The organism is Treponema saccharophilum DSM 2985, from assembly GCF_000255555.1.
GTDB classification, from domain to species: domain Bacteria; phylum Spirochaetota; class Spirochaetia; order Treponematales; family Treponemataceae; genus Treponema_D; species Treponema_D saccharophilum.
The window spans coordinates 284,384-307,536 of the sequence record NZ_AGRW01000054.1 but is presented as its reverse complement, the minus strand read 5'-3'; the positions used below and the strand labels follow the sequence as shown (position 1 = coordinate 307,536).

General features: G+C 54.6%; 25 protein-coding genes and 1 tRNA gene. 7 read left to right on the top strand and 19 right to left on the bottom strand.

Features of this window, described 5'->3' with window-relative positions; translation table 11 throughout:
- Position 1: 1 nt before the first annotated feature.
- The 5 genes from TRESADRAFT_RS15450 to csx20 all read right to left on the bottom strand — a co-directional run bounded on the left by TRESADRAFT_RS15450 (position 2) and on the right by csx20 (position 2,476).
- Positions 2–481 carry a 5' nucleotidase, NT5C type gene (locus TRESADRAFT_RS15450; protein WP_159100069.1) on the bottom strand — a complete coding sequence of 160 codons (480 nt, stop codon included), beginning with the start codon at positions 479–481 and terminating at the stop codon, positions 2–4.
- 477 nt (positions 482–958) lie between these two features.
- Entirely contained in the window at positions 959–1,099 is a 141-nt protein-coding gene (locus tag TRESADRAFT_RS16360; RefSeq protein WP_002706493.1) for a hypothetical protein, read from the bottom strand.
- A gap of 354 nt (positions 1,100–1,453) precedes the next feature.
- Positions 1,454–1,723, bottom strand: coding sequence for a hypothetical protein (locus tag TRESADRAFT_RS13880; RefSeq protein ID WP_002706491.1), 270 nt, complete (start codon positions 1,721–1,723; stop codon positions 1,454–1,456).
- A gap of 115 nt (positions 1,724–1,838) precedes the next feature.
- Entirely contained in the window at positions 1,839–2,030 is a 192-nt protein-coding gene (locus tag TRESADRAFT_RS13875) for a hypothetical protein (protein WP_002706489.1), read from the bottom strand.
- 53 nt (positions 2,031–2,083) lie between these two features.
- A complete protein-coding gene (csx20, locus tag TRESADRAFT_RS13870) occupies positions 2,084–2,476 on the bottom strand; it encodes a CRISPR-associated protein Csx20 (RefSeq protein ID WP_002706487.1) in 393 nt (130 codons plus the stop codon).
- Between the two features lie 554 nt (positions 2,477–3,030).
- On the opposite strand from csx20, the gene TRESADRAFT_RS13865 reads away from it, so the two are divergent.
- Together TRESADRAFT_RS13865 and TRESADRAFT_RS13860 are read left to right on the top strand one after the other, a co-directional pair.
- Complete coding sequence (locus TRESADRAFT_RS13865) at positions 3,031–3,537, top strand: GNAT family N-acetyltransferase (protein ID WP_002706485.1); 507 nt, start codon at positions 3,031–3,033, stop codon at positions 3,535–3,537.
- Between the two features lie 123 nt (positions 3,538–3,660).
- The gene (locus TRESADRAFT_RS13860; protein ID WP_002706483.1) at positions 3,661–5,100 is read left to right on the top strand and encodes a CCA tRNA nucleotidyltransferase; all 1,440 of its coding nucleotides are present in this window, start codon (positions 3,661–3,663) and stop codon (positions 5,098–5,100) included.
- Here TRESADRAFT_RS13860 and TRESADRAFT_RS16355 read toward each other — a convergent pair.
- The 5 genes from TRESADRAFT_RS16355 to TRESADRAFT_RS13840 form a co-directional block, all read right to left on the bottom strand.
- Positions 5,084–5,254, bottom strand: a complete 171-nt coding sequence (locus tag TRESADRAFT_RS16355; protein ID WP_002706481.1) for a hypothetical protein — start codon at positions 5,252–5,254, stop codon at positions 5,084–5,086. The genes TRESADRAFT_RS13860 and TRESADRAFT_RS16355 overlap by 17 nt on opposite strands.
- A gap of 86 nt (positions 5,255–5,340) precedes the next feature.
- Positions 5,341–5,424, bottom strand: a tRNA-Leu gene (locus TRESADRAFT_RS13855).
- 58 nt (positions 5,425–5,482) lie between these two features.
- Positions 5,483–7,321: a transcription termination factor Rho gene (gene rho / locus TRESADRAFT_RS13850; protein WP_002706479.1), complete on the bottom strand. Its 1,839-nt coding sequence runs from the start codon at positions 7,319–7,321 to the stop codon at positions 5,483–5,485.
- 171 nt (positions 7,322–7,492) lie between these two features.
- Complete coding sequence (locus TRESADRAFT_RS13845) at positions 7,493–9,133, bottom strand: ABC-F family ATP-binding cassette domain-containing protein (RefSeq protein WP_002706477.1); 1,641 nt, start codon at positions 9,131–9,133, stop codon at positions 7,493–7,495.
- A gap of 60 nt (positions 9,134–9,193) precedes the next feature.
- On the bottom strand, positions 9,194–10,852 hold the full coding sequence (locus TRESADRAFT_RS13840; protein WP_002706475.1) for a DEAD/DEAH box helicase: 1,659 nt from the start codon (positions 10,850–10,852) through the stop codon (positions 9,194–9,196).
- A gap of 171 nt (positions 10,853–11,023) precedes the next feature.
- Here TRESADRAFT_RS13840 and TRESADRAFT_RS13835 point away from each other — a divergent pair, with 171 nt between their 5' ends.
- Positions 11,024–12,175: a class I SAM-dependent methyltransferase gene (locus TRESADRAFT_RS13835; protein WP_002706473.1), complete on the top strand. Its 1,152-nt coding sequence runs from the start codon at positions 11,024–11,026 to the stop codon at positions 12,173–12,175.
- An 80-nt stretch (positions 12,176–12,255) separates the two neighbouring features.
- Here the strand turns inward: TRESADRAFT_RS13835 and rpmE are convergent, their stop codons facing one another.
- From rpmE to coaD, 5 genes are all read right to left on the bottom strand, one after another.
- A complete protein-coding gene (gene rpmE / locus TRESADRAFT_RS13830; RefSeq protein ID WP_002706471.1) occupies positions 12,256–12,465 on the bottom strand; it encodes a 50S ribosomal protein L31 in 210 nt (69 codons plus the stop codon).
- A gap of 154 nt (positions 12,466–12,619) precedes the next feature.
- The gene (gene rnc, locus TRESADRAFT_RS13825) at positions 12,620–13,351 is read right to left on the bottom strand and encodes a ribonuclease III (RefSeq protein ID WP_040843286.1); all 732 of its coding nucleotides are present in this window, start codon (positions 13,349–13,351) and stop codon (positions 12,620–12,622) included.
- 100 nt (positions 13,352–13,451) lie between these two features.
- Entirely contained in the window at positions 13,452–13,694 is a 243-nt protein-coding gene (gene acpP / locus TRESADRAFT_RS13820; RefSeq protein WP_002706467.1) for an acyl carrier protein, read from the bottom strand.
- Positions 13,695–13,750: 56 nt separating this feature from the next.
- The gene (rpmF, locus tag TRESADRAFT_RS15795) at positions 13,751–13,939 is read right to left on the bottom strand and encodes a 50S ribosomal protein L32 (protein WP_081478584.1); all 189 of its coding nucleotides are present in this window, start codon (positions 13,937–13,939) and stop codon (positions 13,751–13,753) included.
- Between the two features lie 49 nt (positions 13,940–13,988).
- Positions 13,989–14,477 carry a pantetheine-phosphate adenylyltransferase gene (coaD, locus tag TRESADRAFT_RS13815; protein WP_040843181.1) on the bottom strand — a complete coding sequence of 163 codons (489 nt, stop codon included), beginning with the start codon at positions 14,475–14,477 and terminating at the stop codon, positions 13,989–13,991.
- Between the two features lie 58 nt (positions 14,478–14,535).
- Here coaD and TRESADRAFT_RS15445 point away from each other — a divergent pair, with 58 nt between their 5' ends.
- Together TRESADRAFT_RS15445 and TRESADRAFT_RS13805 are read left to right on the top strand one after the other, a co-directional pair.
- On the top strand, positions 14,536–15,270 hold the full coding sequence (locus TRESADRAFT_RS15445; protein WP_141607430.1) for a hypothetical protein: 735 nt from the start codon (positions 14,536–14,538) through the stop codon (positions 15,268–15,270).
- A 103-nt stretch (positions 15,271–15,373) separates the two neighbouring features.
- Positions 15,374–16,090 carry a HEAT repeat domain-containing protein gene (locus tag TRESADRAFT_RS13805; RefSeq protein WP_002706461.1) on the top strand — a complete coding sequence of 239 codons (717 nt, stop codon included), beginning with the start codon at positions 15,374–15,376 and terminating at the stop codon, positions 16,088–16,090.
- Positions 16,091–16,216: 126 nt separating this feature from the next.
- Here the strand turns inward: TRESADRAFT_RS13805 and trpS are convergent, their stop codons facing one another.
- From trpS to pnuC, 3 genes are all read right to left on the bottom strand, one after another.
- The gene (trpS, locus tag TRESADRAFT_RS13800) at positions 16,217–17,332 is read right to left on the bottom strand and encodes a tryptophan--tRNA ligase (RefSeq protein WP_002706460.1); all 1,116 of its coding nucleotides are present in this window, start codon (positions 17,330–17,332) and stop codon (positions 16,217–16,219) included.
- A 116-nt stretch (positions 17,333–17,448) separates the two neighbouring features.
- A complete protein-coding gene (locus TRESADRAFT_RS13795) occupies positions 17,449–18,462 on the bottom strand; it encodes an AAA family ATPase (protein ID WP_002706458.1) in 1,014 nt (337 codons plus the stop codon).
- Positions 18,446–19,150: a nicotinamide riboside transporter PnuC gene (gene pnuC / locus TRESADRAFT_RS13790; protein ID WP_002706457.1), complete on the bottom strand. Its 705-nt coding sequence runs from the start codon at positions 19,148–19,150 to the stop codon at positions 18,446–18,448. The genes TRESADRAFT_RS13795 and pnuC overlap by 17 nt, the downstream gene beginning before the upstream one ends.
- A gap of 396 nt (positions 19,151–19,546) precedes the next feature.
- Here pnuC and TRESADRAFT_RS13785 point away from each other — a divergent pair, with 396 nt between their 5' ends.
- A complete protein-coding gene (locus TRESADRAFT_RS13785; protein ID WP_040843180.1) occupies positions 19,547–20,878 on the top strand; it encodes a bifunctional folylpolyglutamate synthase/dihydrofolate synthase in 1,332 nt (443 codons plus the stop codon).
- Between the two features lie 5 nt (positions 20,879–20,883).
- Here TRESADRAFT_RS13785 and alr read toward each other — a convergent pair whose 3' ends face one another.
- Positions 20,884–22,002, bottom strand: coding sequence for an alanine racemase (alr, locus tag TRESADRAFT_RS13780; protein ID WP_002706455.1), 1,119 nt, complete (start codon positions 22,000–22,002; stop codon positions 20,884–20,886).
- A 164-nt stretch (positions 22,003–22,166) separates the two neighbouring features.
- Here alr and TRESADRAFT_RS13775 point away from each other — a divergent pair, with 164 nt between their 5' ends.
- Positions 22,167–23,138 carry a hypothetical protein gene (locus TRESADRAFT_RS13775; protein ID WP_002706454.1) on the top strand — a complete coding sequence of 324 codons (972 nt, stop codon included), beginning with the start codon at positions 22,167–22,169 and terminating at the stop codon, positions 23,136–23,138.
- Positions 23,139–23,153 lie beyond the last annotated feature (15 nt).

Here is a 23,153-nt window from a genome sequence, read left to right as displayed (position 1 = left end):
CTTATTTTCTCTCCAATATTTTTTTTATCTCTCCGACGAATTTCCTGCTCCAGCCCCTGAACAGAAGGCTGTTCCCGCCCGCATTCGAGAACGCCTCAACATTCTTGGCTCGGTCATCTATGAGCAGCGCATCCCCCTTTGCGAACGCATTCTTGAATCGTGATCTTCTGACAATCGTGATGTTTTCTTCAGGTATATTCGTATGCTCCGAAATCCATTCTGTTTTGCCCTTTTTGCCGGATTTCAGCCTTACGCTGCTCAGAATATGAAGCTCATGCCCGCTGCTCTTGCAGAAGTTGTTCAGCTCGGAATATGCGTCCTGCGCTCCGTCCAGCCATTCCATCGAAGTCCAGAACTTTTTGCCAATAAGCATGACAAGAAGCCAGTTTATACCCTCTTCCCCGATATAAAGATGATATTTTTCCGCCTGCTTTCTGAAATCAACAAGAACCCCATCCATATCAAGATACAGCTTCATCATTTCTCCTGTAAAAGCGGAGGCGTTTTTCATTCAGGGCAGCCTCCGCGCCCTGCCTATGGCTCATTTTTCATTCTCTTCGAACCGAGTGCCCGTCATCAGCGTCTGCCGCTGCGCGGGATTCTCGGTGAAGGCCTCTGTCTTGGTGCGGAGGGCGGAAGCTGTCTCGGCGCAGGTTTCGGATTGTTCATGATGATGACAGGTCCCGGAGTGACGATTGTTACGTTGTTACCCATTTTTGGCTCCTTGCCGTTTTACGGCGTTTCTTGTTCATTGTCCGCAATTTTTATTGCTCGTTTATATCAGAATCCTTACTGCAGAAAAAATTGACAACAAAAACAACAAATTTGAAAAAAGCTATGTCTGTAAAAACGGTTTGATTTATTCTTTGTCATGCTGAACAGATTTTCACAGGAAAGCGCGATTCAGCATCCATATATTTTCATAGATTCCGAAACAGATTCGGAACGACACTTGAAATCATGCATCTCCACCTAAACATAGCACTTTTTCATTTACGATTTCATTTATCGTGTTCTGCGCCTTTCTCGCATACATGTAAATCGTAAATATCTCACCTACAGAGTCTTTGAAAAATTCATTAAGTTCTCTGAATGTCATAAAACCTTCTTCCATCTCAAAAAACGCCCCAACATTAAAAAAAAGGCACGTGCCCGCATCAAGAAGTACAGTTCATGCGACATGTCATAGCAGTTCTCCAGTATGATGTCCCTTGTCGTGCACACTGCCTTTTTTTATCCTCGTCTTTGCATAATGGATATTCGCTACGGGTATCCATTATGGCACGCAACATCTCCGTGGGGCTTCCATTGATTTTGGTATAAGCATGTAAAACCTCCTATCTTAATAGGGATGCCTCCGTACAAGCAGGCATCTTTCTGTTAGTAATAAGTTGCCAGTATAAGAACCAGTACCAGCAATATGATTATGCCCTTCATAATGCAACCTCAACATTTAGATTAGTAGAAATGCCGGATATTCCTTGAACAGGAATGACCCATCATCCAGTTGTATACGCTTGTCATAAGCACAGTACCATTCGAGCAAATCGGCTTCCAAGACTGTCATATTTCCTATCATTTCCATGATATGCTGTGCCTCAGCCAGTTCCCAAGTCCGGGAAGTGAGTTTGTCCAGCAGCTGTGCTATACCCTCGGCATCGTTTGCATAGAGCTCATGTCCTCCGTCGTCAGTCAGATATACCGCATACCTCCCAGTACACATAACGTATCCTAAATGGCTAAGCATGTTTACGATGCTGTCCTCTCCTGTCTTAATCCCTTAAAAGCAGGGCAACATTCTGACTTGCCTCCATGATGCACCTGCCGGCAGATTGCCTTCATACAAAAGTGCAGGCTTCATCTTTTTGGGGCGAATCAATTTCATAAACCTTTCTGCGGATTTCTCCGCTCTTGATATCATCTACATCGCTATTCTCCGGCTCAATCTTTTTTTTGCCTTCGATCCACGAGCACTCGCCAGGCGCTTTCCTTATAATTTCAAACTGTTTGTGTTTGATGATGCATTCCATTTTATGCCCTCCAAAATACAGTCTTTTCCGCCATTGTTCTGAAATCCCCTGCTCTATTTCTCGTTCCATGATTCATAACGGCGGAAACACACATGGCGGAAGACGTGGCGCTTGACGACGCTCTCGCCATCGCAAACCTCCGTTTCCTCACGGCGGCTCACGGCATGGATTGGAACAAGCCCCCGTCCAAGCGCATAGCTTACCAGAAGGAAGGTTATTCCCATTTCGCCCTGAACAATCAGCGAGTCCCCTTCTTCGGCATCGGAAAGCCAATCGACGACAACCTGCGCCGTTTTTCTGTCGACGCGCTCCGTCGCGGGAATCTGCGCCCACATCTCTGAAATCGACTGAGAGGGATAAACGATGCGTTCCGAATGGAATTTTTCCGAAAGCTCCTTTTCCTGATTCTCCGTAAGTTTGTGATTCAAAAGGCAGTATGTTTTCATTTTAGTTTCTCCTTTTTTTCAAATGATTGTTCCATCAACAATTTCTATATTGAATTCTTTCGCGCGGTCGATACTACAAGCGTCTTTTCCATTTTTTTTAGCCTCCAATGATTCTGGATATTTTTTATAGAATCTTCATAATAAATGCGATACAAGACGATGCGGATATTTGACAAGAAATTACATTTTTTTCCGATACCTGAAGTGTATTCGAAGCCGTCGCGCACCATTTTATGATAGTGAAAAAACGGAAAGGCCGTTCATTTCGGCAGATTTATACAGAAATGAACGGCGCGAAAGGCGGAAAGCTACCGTGGCAAAGAGGTGCGTGCGCCATGCGCCTCTTTTCGGATTCTCGTGACAGCAAAACCGTCTGGCGCCTTCATCTGAGCCGGTTGCCATGAAATGCGGCGTTGCCTTATGATACGAAGGCTCTGGCGGAAGGAACGGTTGATGTTGCCATGCACAACGGCTTTCGCAGGAAAGCGTGTTTTCCGCACCAATCGCCAGCAAAAGCCGGAAAAGAGCGCAGTGAAAAAAAGGAGAAAACGAAAATGGACATCGCAATCACCCGGGCATCTCCTGAAGACGCCGCGGAAATAATCGCGCTGATGAAAATCATCGGGAGCGAGTCGGACAATCTCTCTTTCGACGGGAACGGAATCCCGGTGACGGTGGACGAGGAAGCGGAATTCCTCAAAAGCATCGGGCATTCGCGCAATGAGGCGTTCTTCGTCGCAAGAAGGGACTCGAAAATCATAGGCACGGCGCACTACACGGCTTTCACCAAAAAGCGTATGGCGCACCGGGGCGAATTCGGGATTTGCGTCCGGAAATCGGAATGCGGGCGCGGAGTCGGGTCGATGCTGCTCGGTGAAATACTTTCATTCGCGAAGGACGTCGCGCGCTCGCAAATCGTCTCCCTTGAGGTGCGGAGCGACAACATCGCGGCGATAAAACTCTACGAGAAATTCGGATTCGAGAAAATCGGACGGTTCAAGGGATTCTTCAAGATAAACGGGGAATTCATTGATTTCGACATAATGCAGAAATTCATCTGACACAAAGCGCACACGCAAGCGTTTCTCGGTGCGGGCGGAATAGGACATGAACCGGGCGGGCACGTGCAAAACGGGCGGTGAAAAAATCGCGTTTTTCTGCTACCCTTCAGGCGGGTTAACAACATGAAATCGATAAAAATTCCTTCAGAACTGAAGAAGATGAACGAGATTTTCGAGAGGAACGGTTTTGAGGCGTTCCTCGTAGGCGGGGCGGTCCGCGACGAGATAATGGGAAAGAAAGCATCCGACTGGGACGTGACGACGAACGCGAGGCCGGAGGACGTGATGAGGATATTCCACAAGGTAATCCCGACGGGAATCGCGCACGGAACGGTGACGGTGCACCTTTTGGGACACGAGATTGAGGTGACGACGTACCGCGCGGAGGCAGGATATTCCGACGGGCGCCACCCGGATTCCGTTTCGTTCGACGCGACGCTTGAGGACGACCTTTCGAGAAGGGACTTCACGATGAACGCGATCGCGGCTTCCCTCGCCGACGGAAAGCTTGTGGACCCGTTCGGGGGAATCGGCGACATACAGGCTAAGATTATCCGCACGGTCGGAAACGCGCGGGAACGGTTCCTTGAGGACGGGCTGCGACCAATCCGCGCGATACGGTTCAGCTCCCAGCTCGAATTCCCCATCGAGGACGAGACTTTCAGGGCAATTTCCGATTCCGACGTGCAGGAGAAAATATGCTCGATTTCGATGGAGCGGTTCCGCGACGAATTCGTCAAGATTCTCTCGTCGAAGAAACCGTCGATTGCGCTGAAAAGGATGGAGGATTGCGGAATCCTCGCGAAGTTCATGCCGGAGCTTTCCGAATGCCGCGGAATCGAGCAGACGGACGAGCGCGGCTTCCACGAATTCGACGTTCTCGACCACAATCTTTTCGCGTGCGACGGCGCGCCGCGGGAAAACCTGAACGTACGCCTTGCCGCGCTTTTCCACGACATCGGGAAGAAGGACGCGAAAAGGGAGGAGACGAAGGAATTTCCGAAAGGCTCGGGCGAGTTCGTGAAAATCGTCCATTTCCACGGGCACGACAAATTGTCCTCGGAAAAATCGGCGGAAATCCTCGCGCGCCTGAAATTCCCCAACGCCACGATCGAGCGCGTCTCCCACCTCATCAGGAACCACATGACGTTTTTCGACGGAAGCTGGAGCGATGCTACCGTCCGGCGCTTTCTCGTCAGAATCCGCCCGGAATGCGTCGACGACTTGTTCGACCTCTGGTGCGCCGACATGTACGGAAAGCATTGCGTGCCCGTCGTTCCGGGAAGCGATGCAGCAAAAAGGATGGGGCTCTTGCGCGACAAAATCAGGGAAATCGAGGAATCGCAGAACGCGCTCAGCCTCAAGGATTTGAAGGTAAACGGAAAAGACCTTATTGCGGCGGGAATTCCCGCGGGGAAGCACCTCGGGATGATTCTCGGGGAGCTTTTCCAGTGCGTGCTCGACGACCCCGCGATGAACGAGAAGGAGAGGCTCATGGAACTCGCAAGGAACCTCGCCGAAAGCTGGAACCTCGCGAATCCGGATTCTAGCGCTTCAGAATAATCAGTATATTGAAGACAATCGAGGCGGCAAGAAGGACGAGCGTCGCAAGCCGTACAGTCATGTTCACCTGCCGCCCCGCCTTCATGTCCAGCACAAGCGACAGCGTTAGCATGACGAAGCAAATCACATTGAGAACCAAAGAAACCGACCGCATATTTTCCTCCCTGTACCGTTCGATTTTACAAACACTTTGCAAAAACAAAACAATATAAAAAAAGACGGTCATAAGACCGTCTTTTTTGCCCGGGAGGGGACTTGAACCCCTATGAAGTTGCCCTCACTAGGACCTGAACCTAGCGCGTCTGCCAATTCCGCCACCCGGGCGAAACGAATGTGCTGATAATACAGGACATCCGTTTTTTGGTCAATACGTTCCGGGCATTTAGTTTGCGGCGGAACCGATATTTATGAGAGAAAGGAAGGCATCGTTGTTCCTTGTCTTCTTCATCGTGTCGATAATCGCCTCTGTAATCTCGACGTCCTCCATGGAGTTGAGGTTGTTCCTGAGAACCCAAATGCGCTGGAGCGTGTCCTCGGGAAGGAGAAGCTCCTCTTTTCTAGTGCCGGATTTCTTGATGTTGATTGCGGGGAAAACGCGCTTTTCGGCAAGCTTCCTGTCGAGGTCGATTTCGCTGTTTCCAGTGCCCTTGAATTCCTCGAATATGACCTCGTCCATGCGGCTTCCCGTATCGATGAGCGCGGTCGAGATAATCGTAAGGGAGCCGCCCTCCTCCACGTTGCGCGCCGCACCAAAGAAGCGCTTCGGCTTGTGGAGCGCGTTGGAATCGACGCCGCCGGAAAGGACTTTCCCGGATGTCGGGACGGTCTGGTTGTAGGCGCGCGCGAGCCTCGTTATCGAGTCGAGGAAAATCACGACGTCGCGCTTGTGCTCGACAAGCCGCTTCGCCTTCTCGAGAACCATCTCCGCGACCTGCACGTGCCTCGTCGCCTGCTCGTCGAACGTGGACGAGACGACCTCCGCGTTTATCGACCTCTCCATCTCGGTGACTTCCTCGGGGCGCTCGTCAATGAGGAGCACGATAAGGTAGACATTCGGATTGTTCGTCGTGATGGCGTTCGCGATTTTCTGCATGAGCGTCGTCTTTCCCGCCTTGGGAGGAGCGACGATAAGGAGACGCTGGCCTTTTCCTATCGGCGCGAAAAGATCGACGATACGCGTGCTGTATTCCGTCGCTGTCGTCTCAAGGGAAAGGCGCGTGTTCGGGTAAAGGGGCGTGAGATTCTCGAACGGGACGCGAGTCTGCGCCACTCGCGGCTCGTCGAAATTCACCGTCTCGATGCGGAGGAGCGCGAAGAACCGTTCTCCGTCCTTGGGGCTTCTTGTCTGCCCGTATATTGTGTCGCCTGTTTTCAGATTGAAAAGCCTGATTTGGCTCGGTGAGATGTACACATCATCAGGTCCAGGAAGGTACGAATTCTGCGGATTCCTCAAGAAGCCGTATCCGTCGGGAAGAATTTCGAGCGCTCCCGAGGCGAATATAATCCCGCCGCGTTCCGTATGCGAGCGGAGGATGACGAAAATCAGCTCCTGCTTCTTCATTCCGGGAAGGTCGTCCTCGGAGCAGCCGTACTCGAGCGCAAGGCTTCTGAGTTCCGGCATCGGCATTTTCGTAAGGTCGTTTATGAGGAGGCGCGGCTTGTTCTCGTTCTGGGCGTCAAGCTCTGCCTGCATCGCCTCGTATATGAGCTGCTGCTCAGCCGCGCGTTTTTCGTACCCGCTCTGCCTGTAATTGTTCCGCCTGTTTCCGTAACGGGAATTCCGTTCGGTGCGGCCGTCGTTCCGCCCCCACTGGCCGCGGCGGTTCTGCATTCTCGGGTTCATCCTGCCGTATGGAGCCGGAGACTGCTGGTATTCCGCCATTCCCGACGACTGCTCCTGCTCCGCGGAAGGCTGCTCGGCAGCCTGCTGCGACGGCTCCGCCTCGGAAGCCGGCTGCTGCTGTTCCGCCGACGGCTCGGGGGAAGGCTCCCCGTCGCTTTCCGCAGGCTCGCTTTCAGGGGTGTCGCCCTTCACGACGACTTTGCGGCGGGCCCTGACGGAAACCCTCCTTGTTTTCGGCGCGGCCTCCGCGGAATCCTGTTCCGCCTGCGGCTCTGCATCAGTTGCTTCCCCTGCGACAGCTGAGTTTTCGTTCTCCTGAATCTGCGGTTCATCCGACAATTGAGATTCTTCCGTCTTGCGTCGTGAAATACGCGGCATTTTGTTTTCTCCGTTAATTAATAAGTTTTATTCCAAGATATGAAAAAAGATTTGTTTTCAGTATTTTTTATTTTTTTAAGAAAGGATATTTGAATTGCTGAAATACTATCTGCGGGCATTCCTTTTGTCAAGGAAACGGAGGGCGCGCCGCGCTCCCCGCCTCCCGTCGTTCTAGAATTTTATCCTGCGGTCAGAATCCTTGTAGTATTCCTTCCTGAGCTCCTTTATCTGCTCGTCAGCCATATAATCGTCGAACGGCATCATGCGGTCGATGACTCCGTTCGGCGTTATCTCGACGATGCGGTTCGCTATCGTCTGGATGAACTCGTGGTCATGGCTCGTGAAGAGGATGACGCCGGGGAAGCTCACGAGCGCCTGGTTCAGCGACTCGATTGCCTCAAGGTCGAGGTGGTTCGTCGGGTCGTCGAGGATAAGCACGTTCGCGTTCTGGAGCATCATCTTCGAGAGCATACAGCGGACTTTCTCGCCTCCGGAAAGAACCTTGACCTTCTTGAGCGACTCGTCGCCCGAGAAAAGCATTCGCCCGAGGAATCCGCGGACGTACGCGTCGTCCTGCTCCTTCGAGAACTGCTTGAGCCATTCGGTGATGTTCATATCGTTGTCGAAGTACTTGTTGTTGTCGCGGGCAATGTACGTCATGCTCGTCGTCTGTCCCCAGAAGAATTCGCCGGAATCCGCCTTCGCCTCGCCCGCGATTATGTCGAAGAGCGACGAAATCGTGTTGTGCTCCACGCCGACGAACGCAATCTTGTCGGTGCGGTTCACCTTCAGCTCGAAATCCTTGAGGAGCTGCAGCCCGTCCTCGTCCTTCGAGTTGAGCTTGCGGCATTCGAGGACGTTGTTGCCGATTTCGCGGTCGATTGCGAAATGCACGTACGGGAATTTCCTGCTCGTGACGGGCAAATCCTCAAGCTCAAGCTTCTCGAGAACCTTCTTGCGGCTCGTCGCCTGGCGGCTCTTTGCGGCGTTCGACGCGAAGCGCTGGATGAATTCCTTGAGGTCCTTCGCCTTCTCCTCGTTCTTCTTCTTCTGGTCCTTCGCCTGCTTCTGGAGAATCTGGCTCATCTGGTACCAGAAATCGTAGTTGCCGGCGAACTGCGTAATCTTTCCGTAGTCGATGTCGCACGTCACCGTGCAGACCGTGTTGAGGAAGTGGCGGTCGTGGCTTACGACGATGACCGTGTTCTGGAAGTTGAGGAGGAAGTCCTCGAGCCAGTTTATCGATTCAAGGTCGAGACCGTTCGTCGGCTCGTCGAGAAGAAGAATTTCGGGATTGCCGAAAAGCGCGCGGGCAAGAAGGACGCGGACTTTCTGCGACTCGTCAAGCTCGCTCATCATCTTGTCGTGGAATTTCTCCTCAAGGCCAAGTCCCGAAAGCATCTGCTCAATCTGGTTCTCGGCCTCGTAGCCGCCAAGCTCCCCGAATTCAGCCTCAAGCTCCGCCGAGCGGATTCCGTCCTCCTCGGTGAAGTCGGCCTTCGAGTAAATCTCATCGCGCTCCTTTGAGACCTGATGGAGCTTCGGGTATCCCTGAAGAACCGTGTCCTTGACGCTGAATTCATCGAACGCGAAGTGGTTCTGGCTGAGAACTGCCATGCGCTCGCCCGGCGTGATGAAGATGTCCCCGGAATCGTGCTCGATTTCGCCGGAAAGAACCTTGAGGAAGGTAGATTTCCCCGCGCCGTTCGCGCCGATAATGCCGTAGCAGTTGCCCGCCGTGAATTTTATGTTGACATTCTTGAAAAGAGGCTTCTCGCTGAAGTGAAGCGAAACGTCTGAAACTGTAATCATCGCAAATTCTCCGTTTTTGATTTTCTCCGCGCCGGGAACGTTCTGCCCCGGCACGTAACGCTATTTTTTCTCACCGCTTCTGCGGAAGAACGACCGTATCCGGTGGAGCAGCCCCTTCGGCTTCTCCGCGGGCCTTGCATTCTGCGCGGCAGGCTTCTTTTTGGGCGTCTCCTGCCGTTTCGGAGCGGGAGCTCCCTTTCCCCTCGCCTCGCCGGAGCGAACCTGACGGGGGGCGTCACCGCGCTTCTTCCCGCCGCGGCGTTCCCTGCTGCCTCCCGCCTGCGCGGAATCCACGCCTTTCAGCGCGACGGGACGCTGCTCGGACGCGTACTTTTCCTTGTAAAGCTTCATGCGCTCCTCGAGGGAAAGCCCCGCCATGCGCCCCGCCTCGTCATCCGACATCCGCGGCTTCCTGCCCCGTCTGCCAACTCTTTCTCCGCGCTCCTTCAAGCCGTCGCGCTCACGCCTTTCCCCGCGAGGATGCCGTGACGAATCGCGGGAGGAACCGCGCGGGGAACGCTCTCCGCGTCCGTCATCGCGCCAGTCGCCCGTGCGTATCCACATGTCCTTCGACTTGTCCTCGCCGAAATCCTCCTCGGCCGCGACGACGAACGGAATCTTCTTTTCTATGTAGCTCTCGATTCCCATGAGATTGAACGCGTCCTCGGGGGAATCCGAGCAGAACGAATACGCCTTGCCGCTCTTTCCCGCGCGGGCAGTGCGCCCGATTCTGTGGACGTAGTTTTCCGATTCGTTGGGAAGGTCGTAGTTGATGACCATCGCGAGGTCGTTCACGTCGATTCCGCGCGCGGCGACATCGGTCGCGATAAGGCAGCGAGTCCGCCCGTTCTTGAAGTCGTCCATGATGTGCTGGCGCTTCTTCTGCGGAAGGTCGCCGATGATGAATTCGTTGTCGATTCCGTTTATCCGGAGCCGTTTCGAGATTACCTCGCACATCTTCTTCGTGTTGCAGAAAATGATGAGGCTTTCCGGCTTCTCCCGCTCGATGATGCCGACGAGGAGCCGGTTCTTGTCCTCGCCGGAAACGTGCATGAGCACTTGGTTTATCTCGTCGACGGTTATGTTCTGCGCCTCAATCGTTATTTCCTTCGGCGATTTCGTGTACTCGTACGCGAGGTTCTTCACGTTCAGGTTGAGCGTCGCGGAGAAAAGCATCGTCTGCCTGACCTCGCTCGAAGGAAGGACCTTGATGAGCTTCCTGAGGTCGGGATAGAAGCCCATGTCGAACATCCTGTCCGCCTCGTCGATCGCGAGGAACGCGACGCGGCTCAAATCCATCTGCCGCCCCTCCTGCAGGTCTATAACGCGCCCGGGCGTGCCGATTATCACGTCGACGCCCGCCTTGAGCGCCGCGACCTGCTTCTCGTAGCCGACGCCGCCGAAGAAGCTCGCGAAGCGCAACCCCGTGTATTTCCCGAGCTTGAGCGCCTCCTCCTCCACCTGAACGGCAAGCTCCCGTGTCGGGACCATGACGAGCGCAGTCCCGCGCTCGTCCGCGCCCTTGGAGAGAAGCTCCTGCATTATCGACACGAGGTAGGCGGCCGTCTTCCCCGTCCCCGTCTGGGACTGCACGTACAGGTCGGTTCCGTCAAGGGAAGCCTGGAGAACCTGCTCCTGCACGGGCGTGCACGTCACATAGCCTGCCTCAGCAAGCCCTTTCTGGATTGTCTCGTCAAGATTGATTTCTGAATAGTCCATTCCGCTTTTTCCGAAAAATTAAGATGAATATTTGGCGAATTCGACGGAAACAGCACGGAATCCCCCGAATTTCATAAAATCAGCACTATTTTTGTAGATTTTTTGATAAGATGTATGAAGTATACCCCATTTGCGGGAGTTTGAAAACCATCGGACGCAAAGGAGCTTGCAATGAGCAGCGAAAAACAAAAAAAAGACACGGACGAGCAGATAGAATACCAGGCGACGCTTTTCTCGAACAGGCTCGCGAAAAAGCACCGGCAGCTCAGGAAATGGGCGCGGCGCGAGCGCATAACATGCTACCGCCTCTACGACAGGGACATCCCGGAAATCCCGCTCGCGGCAGACCTCTATGAATTCATCCCGGACGGAATCGCCGACAAATTCGAGTGCGCCGCGTTCATGCGCGACGAGGAGTCGAGAATTTCCGCCAACGATTTGACCGCGGCGCGGGACAAGGCGCAGCGTCAGTTCCTCCATATATCGCTGTACGAGCGCCCCTACGACAAGCCCGAGGAGGAGGAGCGGATGTGGCTCGGAGCGATGGCGAAAGCCGCGGCGGAGACGCTCGGAATACCGCAGTCGCACGTGATGACGAAGACGAGGAAAAAGCAGCGGGGCGAAAGCCAGTACGAGAAAATCGAATCGGGCGCGACAGTCGAGGGAACGGTGCAGGAATGCGGGCAGCTTTTCAAGGTCAACATGAGCGACTACCTCGACACGGGGCTGTTCCTCGACCACAGGCCGCTCAGGCAGACGGTCAGACAGGAGGCGGCCGGAAAATCTGTGCTGAATCTTTTCTGCTACACGGGAAGCTTCTCCGTCTACGCGGCGGAAGGAAGGGCGAGAACCGTCACGTCCGTCGATTTGAGCCGGACGTACATCGACTGGGCGAAGCACAACATCGCGCTCAACGAATTCAACCCCGACGACGGGAAAAAATTCATCTTCCACAGGGGCGACGTGTCCGGGTTCCTCAACCAGCGGCTCGCCGAAGTCCCCAACGCGGAAGGAACGAACAGGTTCGACATAATCGTCCTCGACCCGCCGACATTCTCGAACTCGAAATCGACGGAATCAACGCTCGACATAAACCGCGACTGGCCCGAGCTTGCGGGAAAATGCATCCGCCTGCTCAGGAAGAACGGGACGCTGTATTTCTCCACAAATTCGCGGAGGCTCCAGTTCGACGAGAACCTGCTCCCGAAAGAGACGGACGACGGCGCGAAAATCGAGGTCGCGGACATGACGGCGGAATCAATCGGCGAGGATTTCAAAAACCAGAAGCCGCACAGGCTCTGGAGGATAAGGCGCCTCGGCTGAGGACAAAAAAAACTGCCATCGCAACGACCGCAAATAAAACGGTATCGCGATGGCAGTCCCAGAAGGGAGCGCGCCGGAAATTACTCCGCCGACTTGACTCCGTAACGCCTGTTGAAGCGCTCGATGCGTCCAGCAGTATCGACGAGCTTCTGCTTGCCGGTGTAGAACGGATGGCAAGCAGAGCAGATTTCAACGTTGATGTTCTCAACAGTTGAGCGGGTCTCAATCACGTTGCCGCACTGGCATGTGATTTTCGTAATTTTGTACTCTGGGTGAATTCCAGCTTTCATAAAAACTCCTTGCCCTTGCCCGATGATGTAGAAAAGCCGGTCAGCAAAAACAAACAAACGGCACCGCTCCGGAAACGAGTTCCCGCCGCGAGCCTCCCTCTCACCGTTACCAATCAAGACAACACCACAAGGACGTTCGACAACTATACCGAAATCAGCGGGCTGATGTCAATTCTTCATAGGCGGCTTTGGCGGCATTCTGCTCGGCTTCCTTCTTGCTCTTCCCTTGGGCAGGCCCATAGCTCGCGCCCTTAAGATGGACGGTGACCCAGAAAACCTTGTCGTGCTCCGGCCCCGATTTCTTGACGAGCTCGTAGACGGGACATTCCTTGTATTTTTTCTGGTACCATTCCTGAAGGAGCGACTTGTAGTCCTTGTGCCCCTTGTTCTCAAGCACTTTCCTCACCTCGGGCGCGATGAACGAAAGAACGAGCTTCTGCACCGCTTCGTATCCCGTGTCGAGATAGTACGCCCCGAAAAGCGCCTCGACGGCATCGGCAAGAATCGCCTTTTTCTGGCGGCCGCCGCTCATCTCCTCGCCTTTTCCGAGGACAAGCATCCTGTCTATCCCGATTTTCACGGCTATCGGCGCGAGCGTCTCCTCGCTTACGACGACGCTCTTTATCTTGGCGAGCTCACCTTCGGGGTTGTCGCTGAGGTTTTCGTAGAGATACGTCGCCGTGGCCATCCCGAGGACGCTGTCCCCGAGGAATTCGAGCCGCTCGTTGTTGAGATGCTGGTGGCTGGAATTCTCGTTCGAGAACGACCTGTGATGGAATGCCAGGTCAAGCAGCTCAAGATTGTTGAATTTTATCGAAATATTCCTGCAGAAAAGGGACAAATCCCTGACCCTTTCCGGCGAAAGCACTTTCTTTGAATAAATCATACCCGTAACGTCCGACATCAGCCCATAAAAAAAATAACACAGGCTTCCGAGCGGAAAACACGCCGAAAACCTGTGTCTAATCAATCAAAAGCGATTGTGCTTACGCCTGCGCCGATTTGATGAAGTTCAAAGCGTCGCCGACAGTCTCAAACTCGTTCGCCTTGTCATCGGGAATCTGGACTCCAAGCTCCTCTTCAATCGCATAGACAAGCTCGTAGGTATCGAGGCTGTCCGCACCGAGATCGCCGCGGAATGAAGCGGCCGGTGTGATTTTGCTCTCATCAATCTCCAGTTTCTCTGCGATGAGCTTCTGGATTTTCGCAAACAATTCTTCATCAGACATAGTGAACTCCTCTTCCAGCGACCGAAAAATGACGGCCGCTTAATCTTGGATTTTTTTTAACCGTTGCTCTCAGGAGTGATAACCTGACGACCACGGTAGAAACCGCATTTCGGGCAAACGTGATGCTGAAGGATAAGGTTGCTGCAATTTGAGCATGCAACCAAATGCGGAGCCTCAAGGTGCATGTTCACACCACGACGTCTGCGAGTGCGAGCTTTTGAAGTTTTCGCTCTAGGTACTGCCATTTATTTTACCTCTCTAAGTATTTTGTCATTGAATTGATAACAATGAACCTTATCGTATAACAGATTTAGATTTAATGTCAATCATCCTTTTTACACATTCGGGAACCATTTCGGAAACATCACCGCCAAAAGAGGCGAGTTCCTTTATCGCGCTTGACTTGAACGTTATGTACCGCTGGTCGGTCGGGATGAAAACGGTCTCTATCGAGGAGTCGAGGTTCCTGTTCATGAGCGCGAGGTCGAATTCGTACGAGAAATCTATCGTGTTCCGAATGCCGCGGATAAGTATGTTCGCCCCGTTCTCCCTCGCATACTCGACGATAAGCTTCTCGCAGACGTGGACCGTCACGTTCCTGAACGGAGACGCAAGCTCGCGGAGCATCCCGAGCCGCTCCTCGCAGGAAAAAAGATACGATTTGCTGACGTTGTTCGCGATGACGACGTCAATCGAGTCGAACAGGCGGCTGGCGCGCTCGATTATGTTCATATGACCGTTGGTGGGAGGATCGAACGACCCTGGAAATATCGCTTTTGTCATTTGCGCCGAATATAGCACGTTTGACCGAACGAAACAAGTAATGTACTATTTCCTGCAAATGAAAACGAAAAGTACGATGCTGATTATACCCGCCGTCATGATGCTTGCCTCATGCGTGAGAACGAAAGATATAAAGAACATTCCGCAGGAAGTCCCCCCCGCCGCCGAGGAGCAGAAGCCGGAGCCGGAGGTTCCGCAGGTGATTCAGGAGACAGAGCCTGTTCCTGAGCCGCCGAAGGAACCCGAGAAAACGCCCGAGCCAAAAAAGGAAGAGGCTCCCCTCCCCCCGAAGGAGGATGTTCCCCCGCAAAAGCCGGCGCCCGCGGAGGAAGTCCCACCCGCCCCCGCGGAAGAAGAGGAAGCCGACGAGGACGCAGACGAATACGCGCGCTCGATAGGGGACGTCGGCGTGTCGAAGGACACATTCAAGGAAGACAAGGAGAAAATTCTCCGCATAATTGACGAGCTTTCCGTCATAATGAAGGACAAGGACTACAAAGCGTGGCTTCCGTACATAGACAGCGAGTCGAAGTCGTATTGGTCGAAAACAGGAAACCTCAAAAAGGCGCAGAACAGGATGCCCATTAAAGGAATCCAGCTCAAAACGCTTCAGGATTATTTCAAATTCATATTCGTCCCCGCACGCCAGCAGAGCCAGATAACGGAAATCCGCTACGAGTCCGACACCTACATAAAGGCGGTCGAGGTGCAGCCGACGCAGGAGCTGATTTACTATTTCTTCAAGAAGACGAACGGAAACTGGCTCGTCCACATCCCGCCGATAGAGGAGTGACGCCGACGCGCGCGGGAAATCTATTTGCTTTTTATGCGCCATTCTTTTATAATTTTTTCTGCATATTTGTTTAAAAACAAATAAAAAATTCAGGAGGATTTTTATGAAATCTTTGAAAAAAGTCGCAGGCACGATTTGCGCCATGCTCGTAACGTTCAGTGTTGCTGCCCAGTCCAAGTCTGAAAAATCTGTCGATTCAGCATATCTCAGCACAGTCGAGGACGTCGTAATAACGGAGCTTGCGAATTCCGAGGAAAGGGACAACAAGCTCGTCGCGCTCCAGTACCTTGAGAGCGCAATCGGAGAAGGCCGCGCGACTCCCGATATGGTGAAAGCGCTCGACCAGCTCGCCGGAGAGGGAATCACAACCCAGACCCGCACCAACGGACGCCTGATGAACAACTACCCGGACATCCGCGCAAAATCATGCGAGCTTCTCGGAAAGGTCGCTACCGAGGAGGCAAAGCAGAGCCTCGTCAAAATCGCGCTCGCCGACAACGAGCCGATGGTAATCACCTCTGCAATCCGCTCGCTCGGAGACATCGGAATCAACGAGGGTGACGAAGTAACGAAGACAATCGCGTGGGCGAACAAGCGCAACCGCATCCTCAACCCCACGTCAAGCCTCGCCCTTGAGGTCGTCATCGCATGCGAGAAGCTTGCAGACTCCGTCGAGGACAAGAAGGACATGATTCAGGAACTCAGCTACATCGCGACGGACTACCGCTACGTGACGCCGGTCAGGACAAGGGCCCGCGAGCTTCTCAACAAACTCCAGTCATCAGGCTCATCATCAAGCAAGTCAGCAGACGCAAAATAAATCCTTTTTCCAGAAATAGAAAACGCGCGCCATTTTCGTTCGGCGCGCGTTTTTTTTGGCAAAAGCGGGAAAAATTCCGGCAAGCAAAAGCCGCTTTCCGGAATGCGATTCCCGACAAAATCCGGCTCAAATTTCCATGTTCATAGCGCGGCGGACTTCCTTCAAAGTCTGCTCGGCAATCGCACGCGCCTTCTCCGCGCCGGAAAGGAGCACCTGCCTGATGTACTCCGGCTCCTTCTCAAGCTGCGCCCTCTTCTCGCGCAACGGGCGGAGCGTCTCGTTCAGCGCCTCGGTGAGCGCGTTCTTGAGCGCGCCGCCGCCGCCCTCGCCGAGCCGCTCGGCTATCGCGGAAGGCTCCTCGTTCGTGCACAGCGAGATGATGCGCAGGAGGTTCGCGACCTCGGGGCGGTTCTCCGGGTCATATGTTATGAGCCGCTCCGTGTCTGTCTTCGCCTTCTTTATGAGCTTCGCCGTCTCGTCGGCAGTCGCGCTGAGCATGACGGTGTTCCCCAGAGACTTCGACATCTTCTTGCTTCCGTCAAGCCCCTGAATCATGGGCGTCTTCGAGAGGAGCGCCGTCGGAATCGGGAAAATCGGCTCGCCCTTCTTGCAGAATTTCTTGTTGAACCTGCGCGCGATGTTCGCCGTTATCTCGAGGTGCGGGAGCTGGTCCTTCCCGACGGGGACGACGTTCCCCTTGCAGAAAAGGATGTCGCATGCCTGATGGACGGGATACGTGTACATCCCGGCATTTATGACGGAAAGCTCCGACTTCTGTATTTCATCCTTCACCGTCGGGTTCCGCGAAAGCTCCGAATTCGACACGAGGGTGAGGAACGGAAGCATGAGCTGGTTCGCCTCGGGAATATATGAATGCGGGAAAATCATCACGTCGTCGCCGGGAACGATGCCCGCCGCGAGGTAGTCGATTGCCAGCTGCCTGGTGTTCTCCGCGATTTTGTCGAACGCGTCGTGGTCGGTGAGAACTTGGTAGTCGGCTATGAGAATCATAGTCGGGACACCGAGGTTCTGAAGGCGAACGCGGTTCTGGAGCGAACCGAAATAATGCCCGATGTGAAGCCTTCCCGTAGGGCGGTCTCCGGTGAGGACGCGGTACTTCTTGGGATTCACGAGGATATCGGCCTCGACTTTCTTCGACCTCTCCACCGCGGCGAGAAACGAAGCGTTGTCGTTCGGCTCGGAATAATTCGTCTCGTTTGAAACATTTGTCTCTTCTGCCATTTTTTAAACTCCAAAATGAAAAATCCGCCCGACCGAAAAGAAAGAGCGGGCAGTTGATTCTAACGGATTTAACGAGTTACGGAAACGCCGCGCACCGTACGGGAAATCGGCGCCGCTCACATCCCGAGAAGGGCGCGCACTTCGGCGACAGCCTTCTCGTACCGCTCCTGATACGAGCCGCTTACCGTGACGAACGACTTGCCGTGGGAACGGAGCAGCTCCTTTATCTGGTTGCTGTACGTCTCCCTGTCGTCCCTTATGACCTCGCTCCTTCCGCCGTCCTGCACGAAATCGACATCCGGCTCAAGGAACAGAATCAAATCGTATGCGTTCACGCCGTCAATCGCATCGGAAAGCGCCTTGTTCTTCTCGATTCCGGGATCGCTCAGAAAATTCATGAAGAACTGCGTCACGAGGGCGTCCGTATCGATGAACAGAACCTTGTTGCTCCGCTCCGCCGCACGGATTTCGTTCATCTTGTGCTGGAGGAGAATCTCGGTAAAATCCTCCGAGAGCATCAGCGTGTCCGTCCCGCTCCGCTCGGAAATGTCCCTGCCCGCCTCGTCGATGAAATTCGTCCCGAACCTGTTCGCGAGGTTTATTGTGAGCGTCGACTTTCCGGTGCTCTCGCCGCCCATGAGGAGCACCTTCTTCACGTAAAAAGGCTTTACGACTTCGGGAAGCCAGTCCCAGTGCAGGTACGGGTTCTTCCGGATTTCAGTCGAGCTGATTCCGTTCCGCGGGAATATGCGCAGGATGCTTTCTGGATAGCATTTGTGCCAGAAGCTGTTCTCGTCGTAATCGCTTCCGCAAAACACGATGTCGATGGGCCTGCCTATCTGCGATTTCACCTTCCGCGCGTCCGCGTCCCAGTACTCCTCGGTGTACGCGCCTTTCGTCGGCGCGCTGTCCTCAAGAAGGATAATCCTCACGTTCCCGATGTGCTTCGTTATCTGGTAGAGCCACCGGTAGCGGATTCTGTAGTTGATTTCGTTCCTGTTCGTCCCGCAGCTCAAAACGACGAAAAGCTCGCGGCACATATTCGCCGCCTGGATGATGCAGTCGACGTGGCCCAAATGGAGCGGGTTGAACGAGCCGCCGTACATCCCGACATCATACCTGTCCTTCATTGTGTTTCGCCTCCCTGTGCCACCGCACGAACATCACGACCGCGTTTATGAGGAAAATGCTCCACATCGCCAGCGTCGAAATCGTCTCGCCGCCCTTGCTGAAATCGATTGCCCACATAATCACGGTGACGATATTCACGACAATCCAGAGAACCCACTGCTCGACGAGGCGCCGTATCGAAAGAATCTGCGCGACGACGGAAACGACGGTGCTCATGCTGTCGATATAAGGAAGGTTCCCGCCCATCGTTTTCAGAACGAAGCCGTATACCGCAATCGCGGCGGCGGTGATTCCGTAAAGGACCAGGCTTTTCGACAGGGGGAGCCTTTTCTTGATGACCTCGCCGTTCTCCTCGTTCATGTATTTTTTCCAGACGACGAACCCGACGAAATTCATCGGGAGATAATATATGACGTTGAGCATCACCTCGCCGTAATATTTTGCGCCCAAGGCGACGATTGTGTAGAAGATGTTGTTGATTGTCCCGAAGATGAAAGACGAGCGCTTTCCCTTTCCCGTGAGGATTACGCACGCGACGCCCGAAACTGCCGCCAGAAGGCTTGTCCAGCTGTCCTTCAGATAGACGGAAAGCGCGAGGATTGCCACCGTCGCCCCGGAAAACCAGATGATGTCGAACGGCTTCCATCCCGAAAGCTCGCTCCGCAAAAACTTTTTCAATGCTTCCATTTTTTTCAACTCCAGAAGCAGATGATACCCGATGAAAATCCGCAAATCAAGGATTGCCGCCCCGCCGCCCCCGTTGCGAACGCGCCCGCTACAAAAAACGAACAACCCTAGAAAACAATGCGGCCATTTCGTCTCCCCCACGGGTCGCAACCCCGTTGCGAACGCTCCCGCCACAAAAAACGAACAACCCTAGAAAACAATTCGGCCACTTCTTCTCCCACCCCGGGTCGCAACCCCGTTGCGAACGCGCCCGCTACAAAAAAAACGAACAACCCTAGAAAACAATGCGGTTCACTGCGCCCTCCCACGGGTCGCAACTTTGTTGCGAACGCGCCCGCTACAAAAATCGAATAACCCTAGAAAACAATGCGGGCGCCCTCTATAATCATCCGCATTATGTCAGAATCTCTTCAAAAGCTCGGGCAATGGCTCGACTCATACCTCAATTTCGAGAAGCTTCCGCAAAAGGACATATTTTGGCTCGACACGATGGAATTCCTGTGCGCGCAGTTCAACCATCCGGAAATATTCGCGCCGGCGTTCCATGTCGCGGGAAGCAAGGGAAAGGGTTCCGTCTCCGCGATGATTTCCTCGATACTCGACGCAGGCGGCTCGCGGACGGGGCTTTACACATCTCCGCACATAATCGACTTCGCGGAGAGAATCGGGACCGCGCACTCGAGGCTTCCCGAAAAGACGTACGCGGACGCCGCATCGGAGCTTATGGACGGAATCGGGAAAATACCGGCGGAATCGTTCCCCGGAAAAAGGCCGACGACGTGGTTCGAGCTTGTGACGCTCTACGCGATGATTGCGTTCAGGCAGGCGAAGGTCGACTACTCGGTTTACGAGGTGGGGCTCGGCGGACGGCTTGACGCGACGAACGTCATCACGCCGAAGATTTCGGTCATAACGCCGATAGAGCTCGAGCACACAGAATTTCTCGGCGACACGGTGGAGAAAATCGCCGCGGAGAAAGGCGGAATCATAAAGCGGAACGTACCCGTCGTCGTCGCGCCCCAGCAGGAAAGCGTCCGCGCCGTTTTCAGGACGATAGCGAAGGAGCGCGGCTCAGAGATTCGGTTCATCGACGAAATCGTCAGCTCCGTGACGCACCGGTTCGAGGGGAATTCGATGTTCGTGAAAATCGAGTCGCCGCTTTTCAGGAGGCCGCTCGAAGCGAAGATGAGGCTTCTCGGCGAGGTTCAGGCGATGAACGCGGCGCTCGCGGCGGCGGCGGTGAAGATTGCCCTTCCGAAGACGGACGAGGCGCAAATCGAGATGGGGCTTTCCGTCGCGAGCCTTCCCGGGCGGTTCGAGGTCGTCGACGCGCGAAGGCTCGGCTTCCCGTGCGCGATACTCGACGGGGCGCATACGGTGAATTCGGAGCGGTTCACGATGGAGACGTACCGGGCGCTGTTCGGCGGAAGGAAGGACGGAACGCTGCTTTTCGGGTGCGCCGCCGACAAGGATTCCGCGGACATCGCGCCGCTGTTCGCGGGGAATTTCTCCGACGTCTTCGTGACGCGTCCCGGAACGGTCAAGAAATCGGATATCGGGGAGATGGAGCGCTCGTTCTCGCGCGCGGGGATTCCGTTCACCGCAGACGAGGATTTCTGCGCGATGATTAAGGCGGCGGTTTCGGCTTCGGCGAGGAAGAACGCCCCGCTTCTCGTGACGGGCTCGTTCTACCTCGTCTCCGAGGTCAGGAAGCTGCTCGGAATATAGGACAGTCAGCCGACGAAAACGCGCTCGACGCGCTTCGACACCTGGCATGTTATTTCATAGGATATTGTTCCCGTCATGGCGGCAAGCTCCTCCGCAGTCTGGAGCGCGCCGCTTTCCGGAGGGCCGAAGACGACGGCCTCGCTCCACCGCGGAACGTCGTCGTCCCACAGCTCGACCATGCACTGGTCCATGCAGATTCTGCCCCGGACGGGATACGCCTTCCCGTTTATGGCAACGCTGAGCTTTCCGGCGAAGCGCCTGAAAAGCCCGTCGTCATATCCGATGGGAAGAACCCCGATGTTCGTCGGACATGATGTCGTCCATGTCCTGCCGTAGGAGACAGGAACGCCCGCGGCAAAACGTCGGATTGCGACGACCTTCGTCGAGAGCGACATCACGGGCTTGAGCTCGCTGCCGCGGATGTCTCCGGGATAGTAGCCGTAGACGATGATTCCCGGGCGGCACATGTCGAGATGAGTCTCGGGACGCGCGAGCGTGAGCGCCGAATTCGCACAGTGCCGTATTCCCGGGTCGATTCCCGCGCTCCTCACGTCCTCGGTCGCCTTCAGAAAACGCCTGAACTGCAGGTCGGTGAATTCGACATCGCCATCGTCGAACGAATCCGCCGTGGAGAAATGCGTGCACATCCCCCCGAGAGACAGGACGCCGCTCCCCGCAATCTCGCGCGCGAGGGAAACGGCATTCTCCGGAAGGCATCCAATCCGCCCCATACCCGTATCGACCGCGAGATGGACGGAAAAGCCGCGCTTGCCCGCCCGCCCCGCCGCCGCCGCGACTTCGCCGATGTATTCCGAGTCGAAGACGAGCGGAGTTATCCCGAACGAAACGAGGTCGTCCATCTCGGAACGGTCGCACAGGCTCAGCAGAAGAATCGGAACGGAAATTCCCGCCTCCCTCAGCTCAATGCCCTCGCTCACCCTCGCCACCGCGAGGAAATCCGCGCCGCACGCGACAGCCTCGCGCGCGCACACGACGGCGCCGTGGCCATACGCGTCAGCCTTTACAGCGACGCACATCTTCGCGCCGGTTCTTATTTTCGAGCGGATGAAGCGCAGGTTGGCGCGCAAATTTTCTATGTATATTTTCGCTATCGTTGGTTTCATGGGTGACGATTTTAGACCGAGCGATTCTTTTGTTCAACGACCGGGGGAAAATCCGCCGCGACGCGCGTTTGTCCCCGACGGCACGACGCATTTTTATTGAGGAAGTGCGCGAATACCTATATAATCGTCGAAGTTTCACCAACCATTCCCGGAGAATCGCACAGATGAAAATCACGAAAAGAATGATAAAAATCTCGCTCGGAGCCCTGTCGTTCGCGCTGTTTTCCTGCGCGTCAAACGATTTTGCCGACGAATTGCAGACGGACAAGCCCGCCGTGGAAAAAGACGGGCAGGAAACGTCGGAATCCGGCGACGTAGCGGTCGGCCATGACGCGTCATCATTCATCGCGATGCTTGACGGCGTTTCCATGAGCGTTGAATCGGCGCCGAGGGAAACGACGAAGCTCAAGCCGTTCCCGTCGGCGTTCTCCGTGAAAGTAACGAAGGACGGAAACGCGCTTCCGAATTTCGGCGTTGCGGTATCGTATCCGGCATCGCGCGACGCAGCCGGAAAAACAGTCTACCGGACGGCGACGCTCGAAACGGACCTGGACGGAAACGCGATTTTCATGCCGCCCGTTCCGACATTCGCGTTCAGGGACAAAATCTCGTTCGAGCCGGCATTCAGCGAGGCCGTCGGGGATTCAGTCGCGGAGGAAATCGCGGGGCACGGGACGACGGCGGAATTCAACGTAAGGACGAACATGAGGAACGCGGGCGGAGTAATCTCGCTCCTCGAATACAAGAAGGACGGAACGGCCGTCCTCGGCGACTCGATTTCATCGTCGAAGCTCCTCATAAACCTCATCAAGGCGGGATTCACCCGCATCGGAAACGACGACTTCACGCCTGCAATAAAGAAAGGCGACACGGCAAAAATCTATTCGGACACGCGCAGATACAACGGGAGCATGGCATACCTGATATTCGGGACGGTCAAATACGACGAGGATGCCGAAGACGGGGAAGTCGCGCTCGTCGCGGACGTTTCCTGCATGAACCTGAAGGCTGAATCAGCGGACGCGGGGAACCTCATCCTGTTCAGCACGACGAAGCGCGCCGCGGGCAAGACGGTTGCGGAGGCACGGGAGGCGATTTCTGCCGCGCTTGCCTCCGAAATCGATTACGGAATGTGAAACACTAAAAAAAAT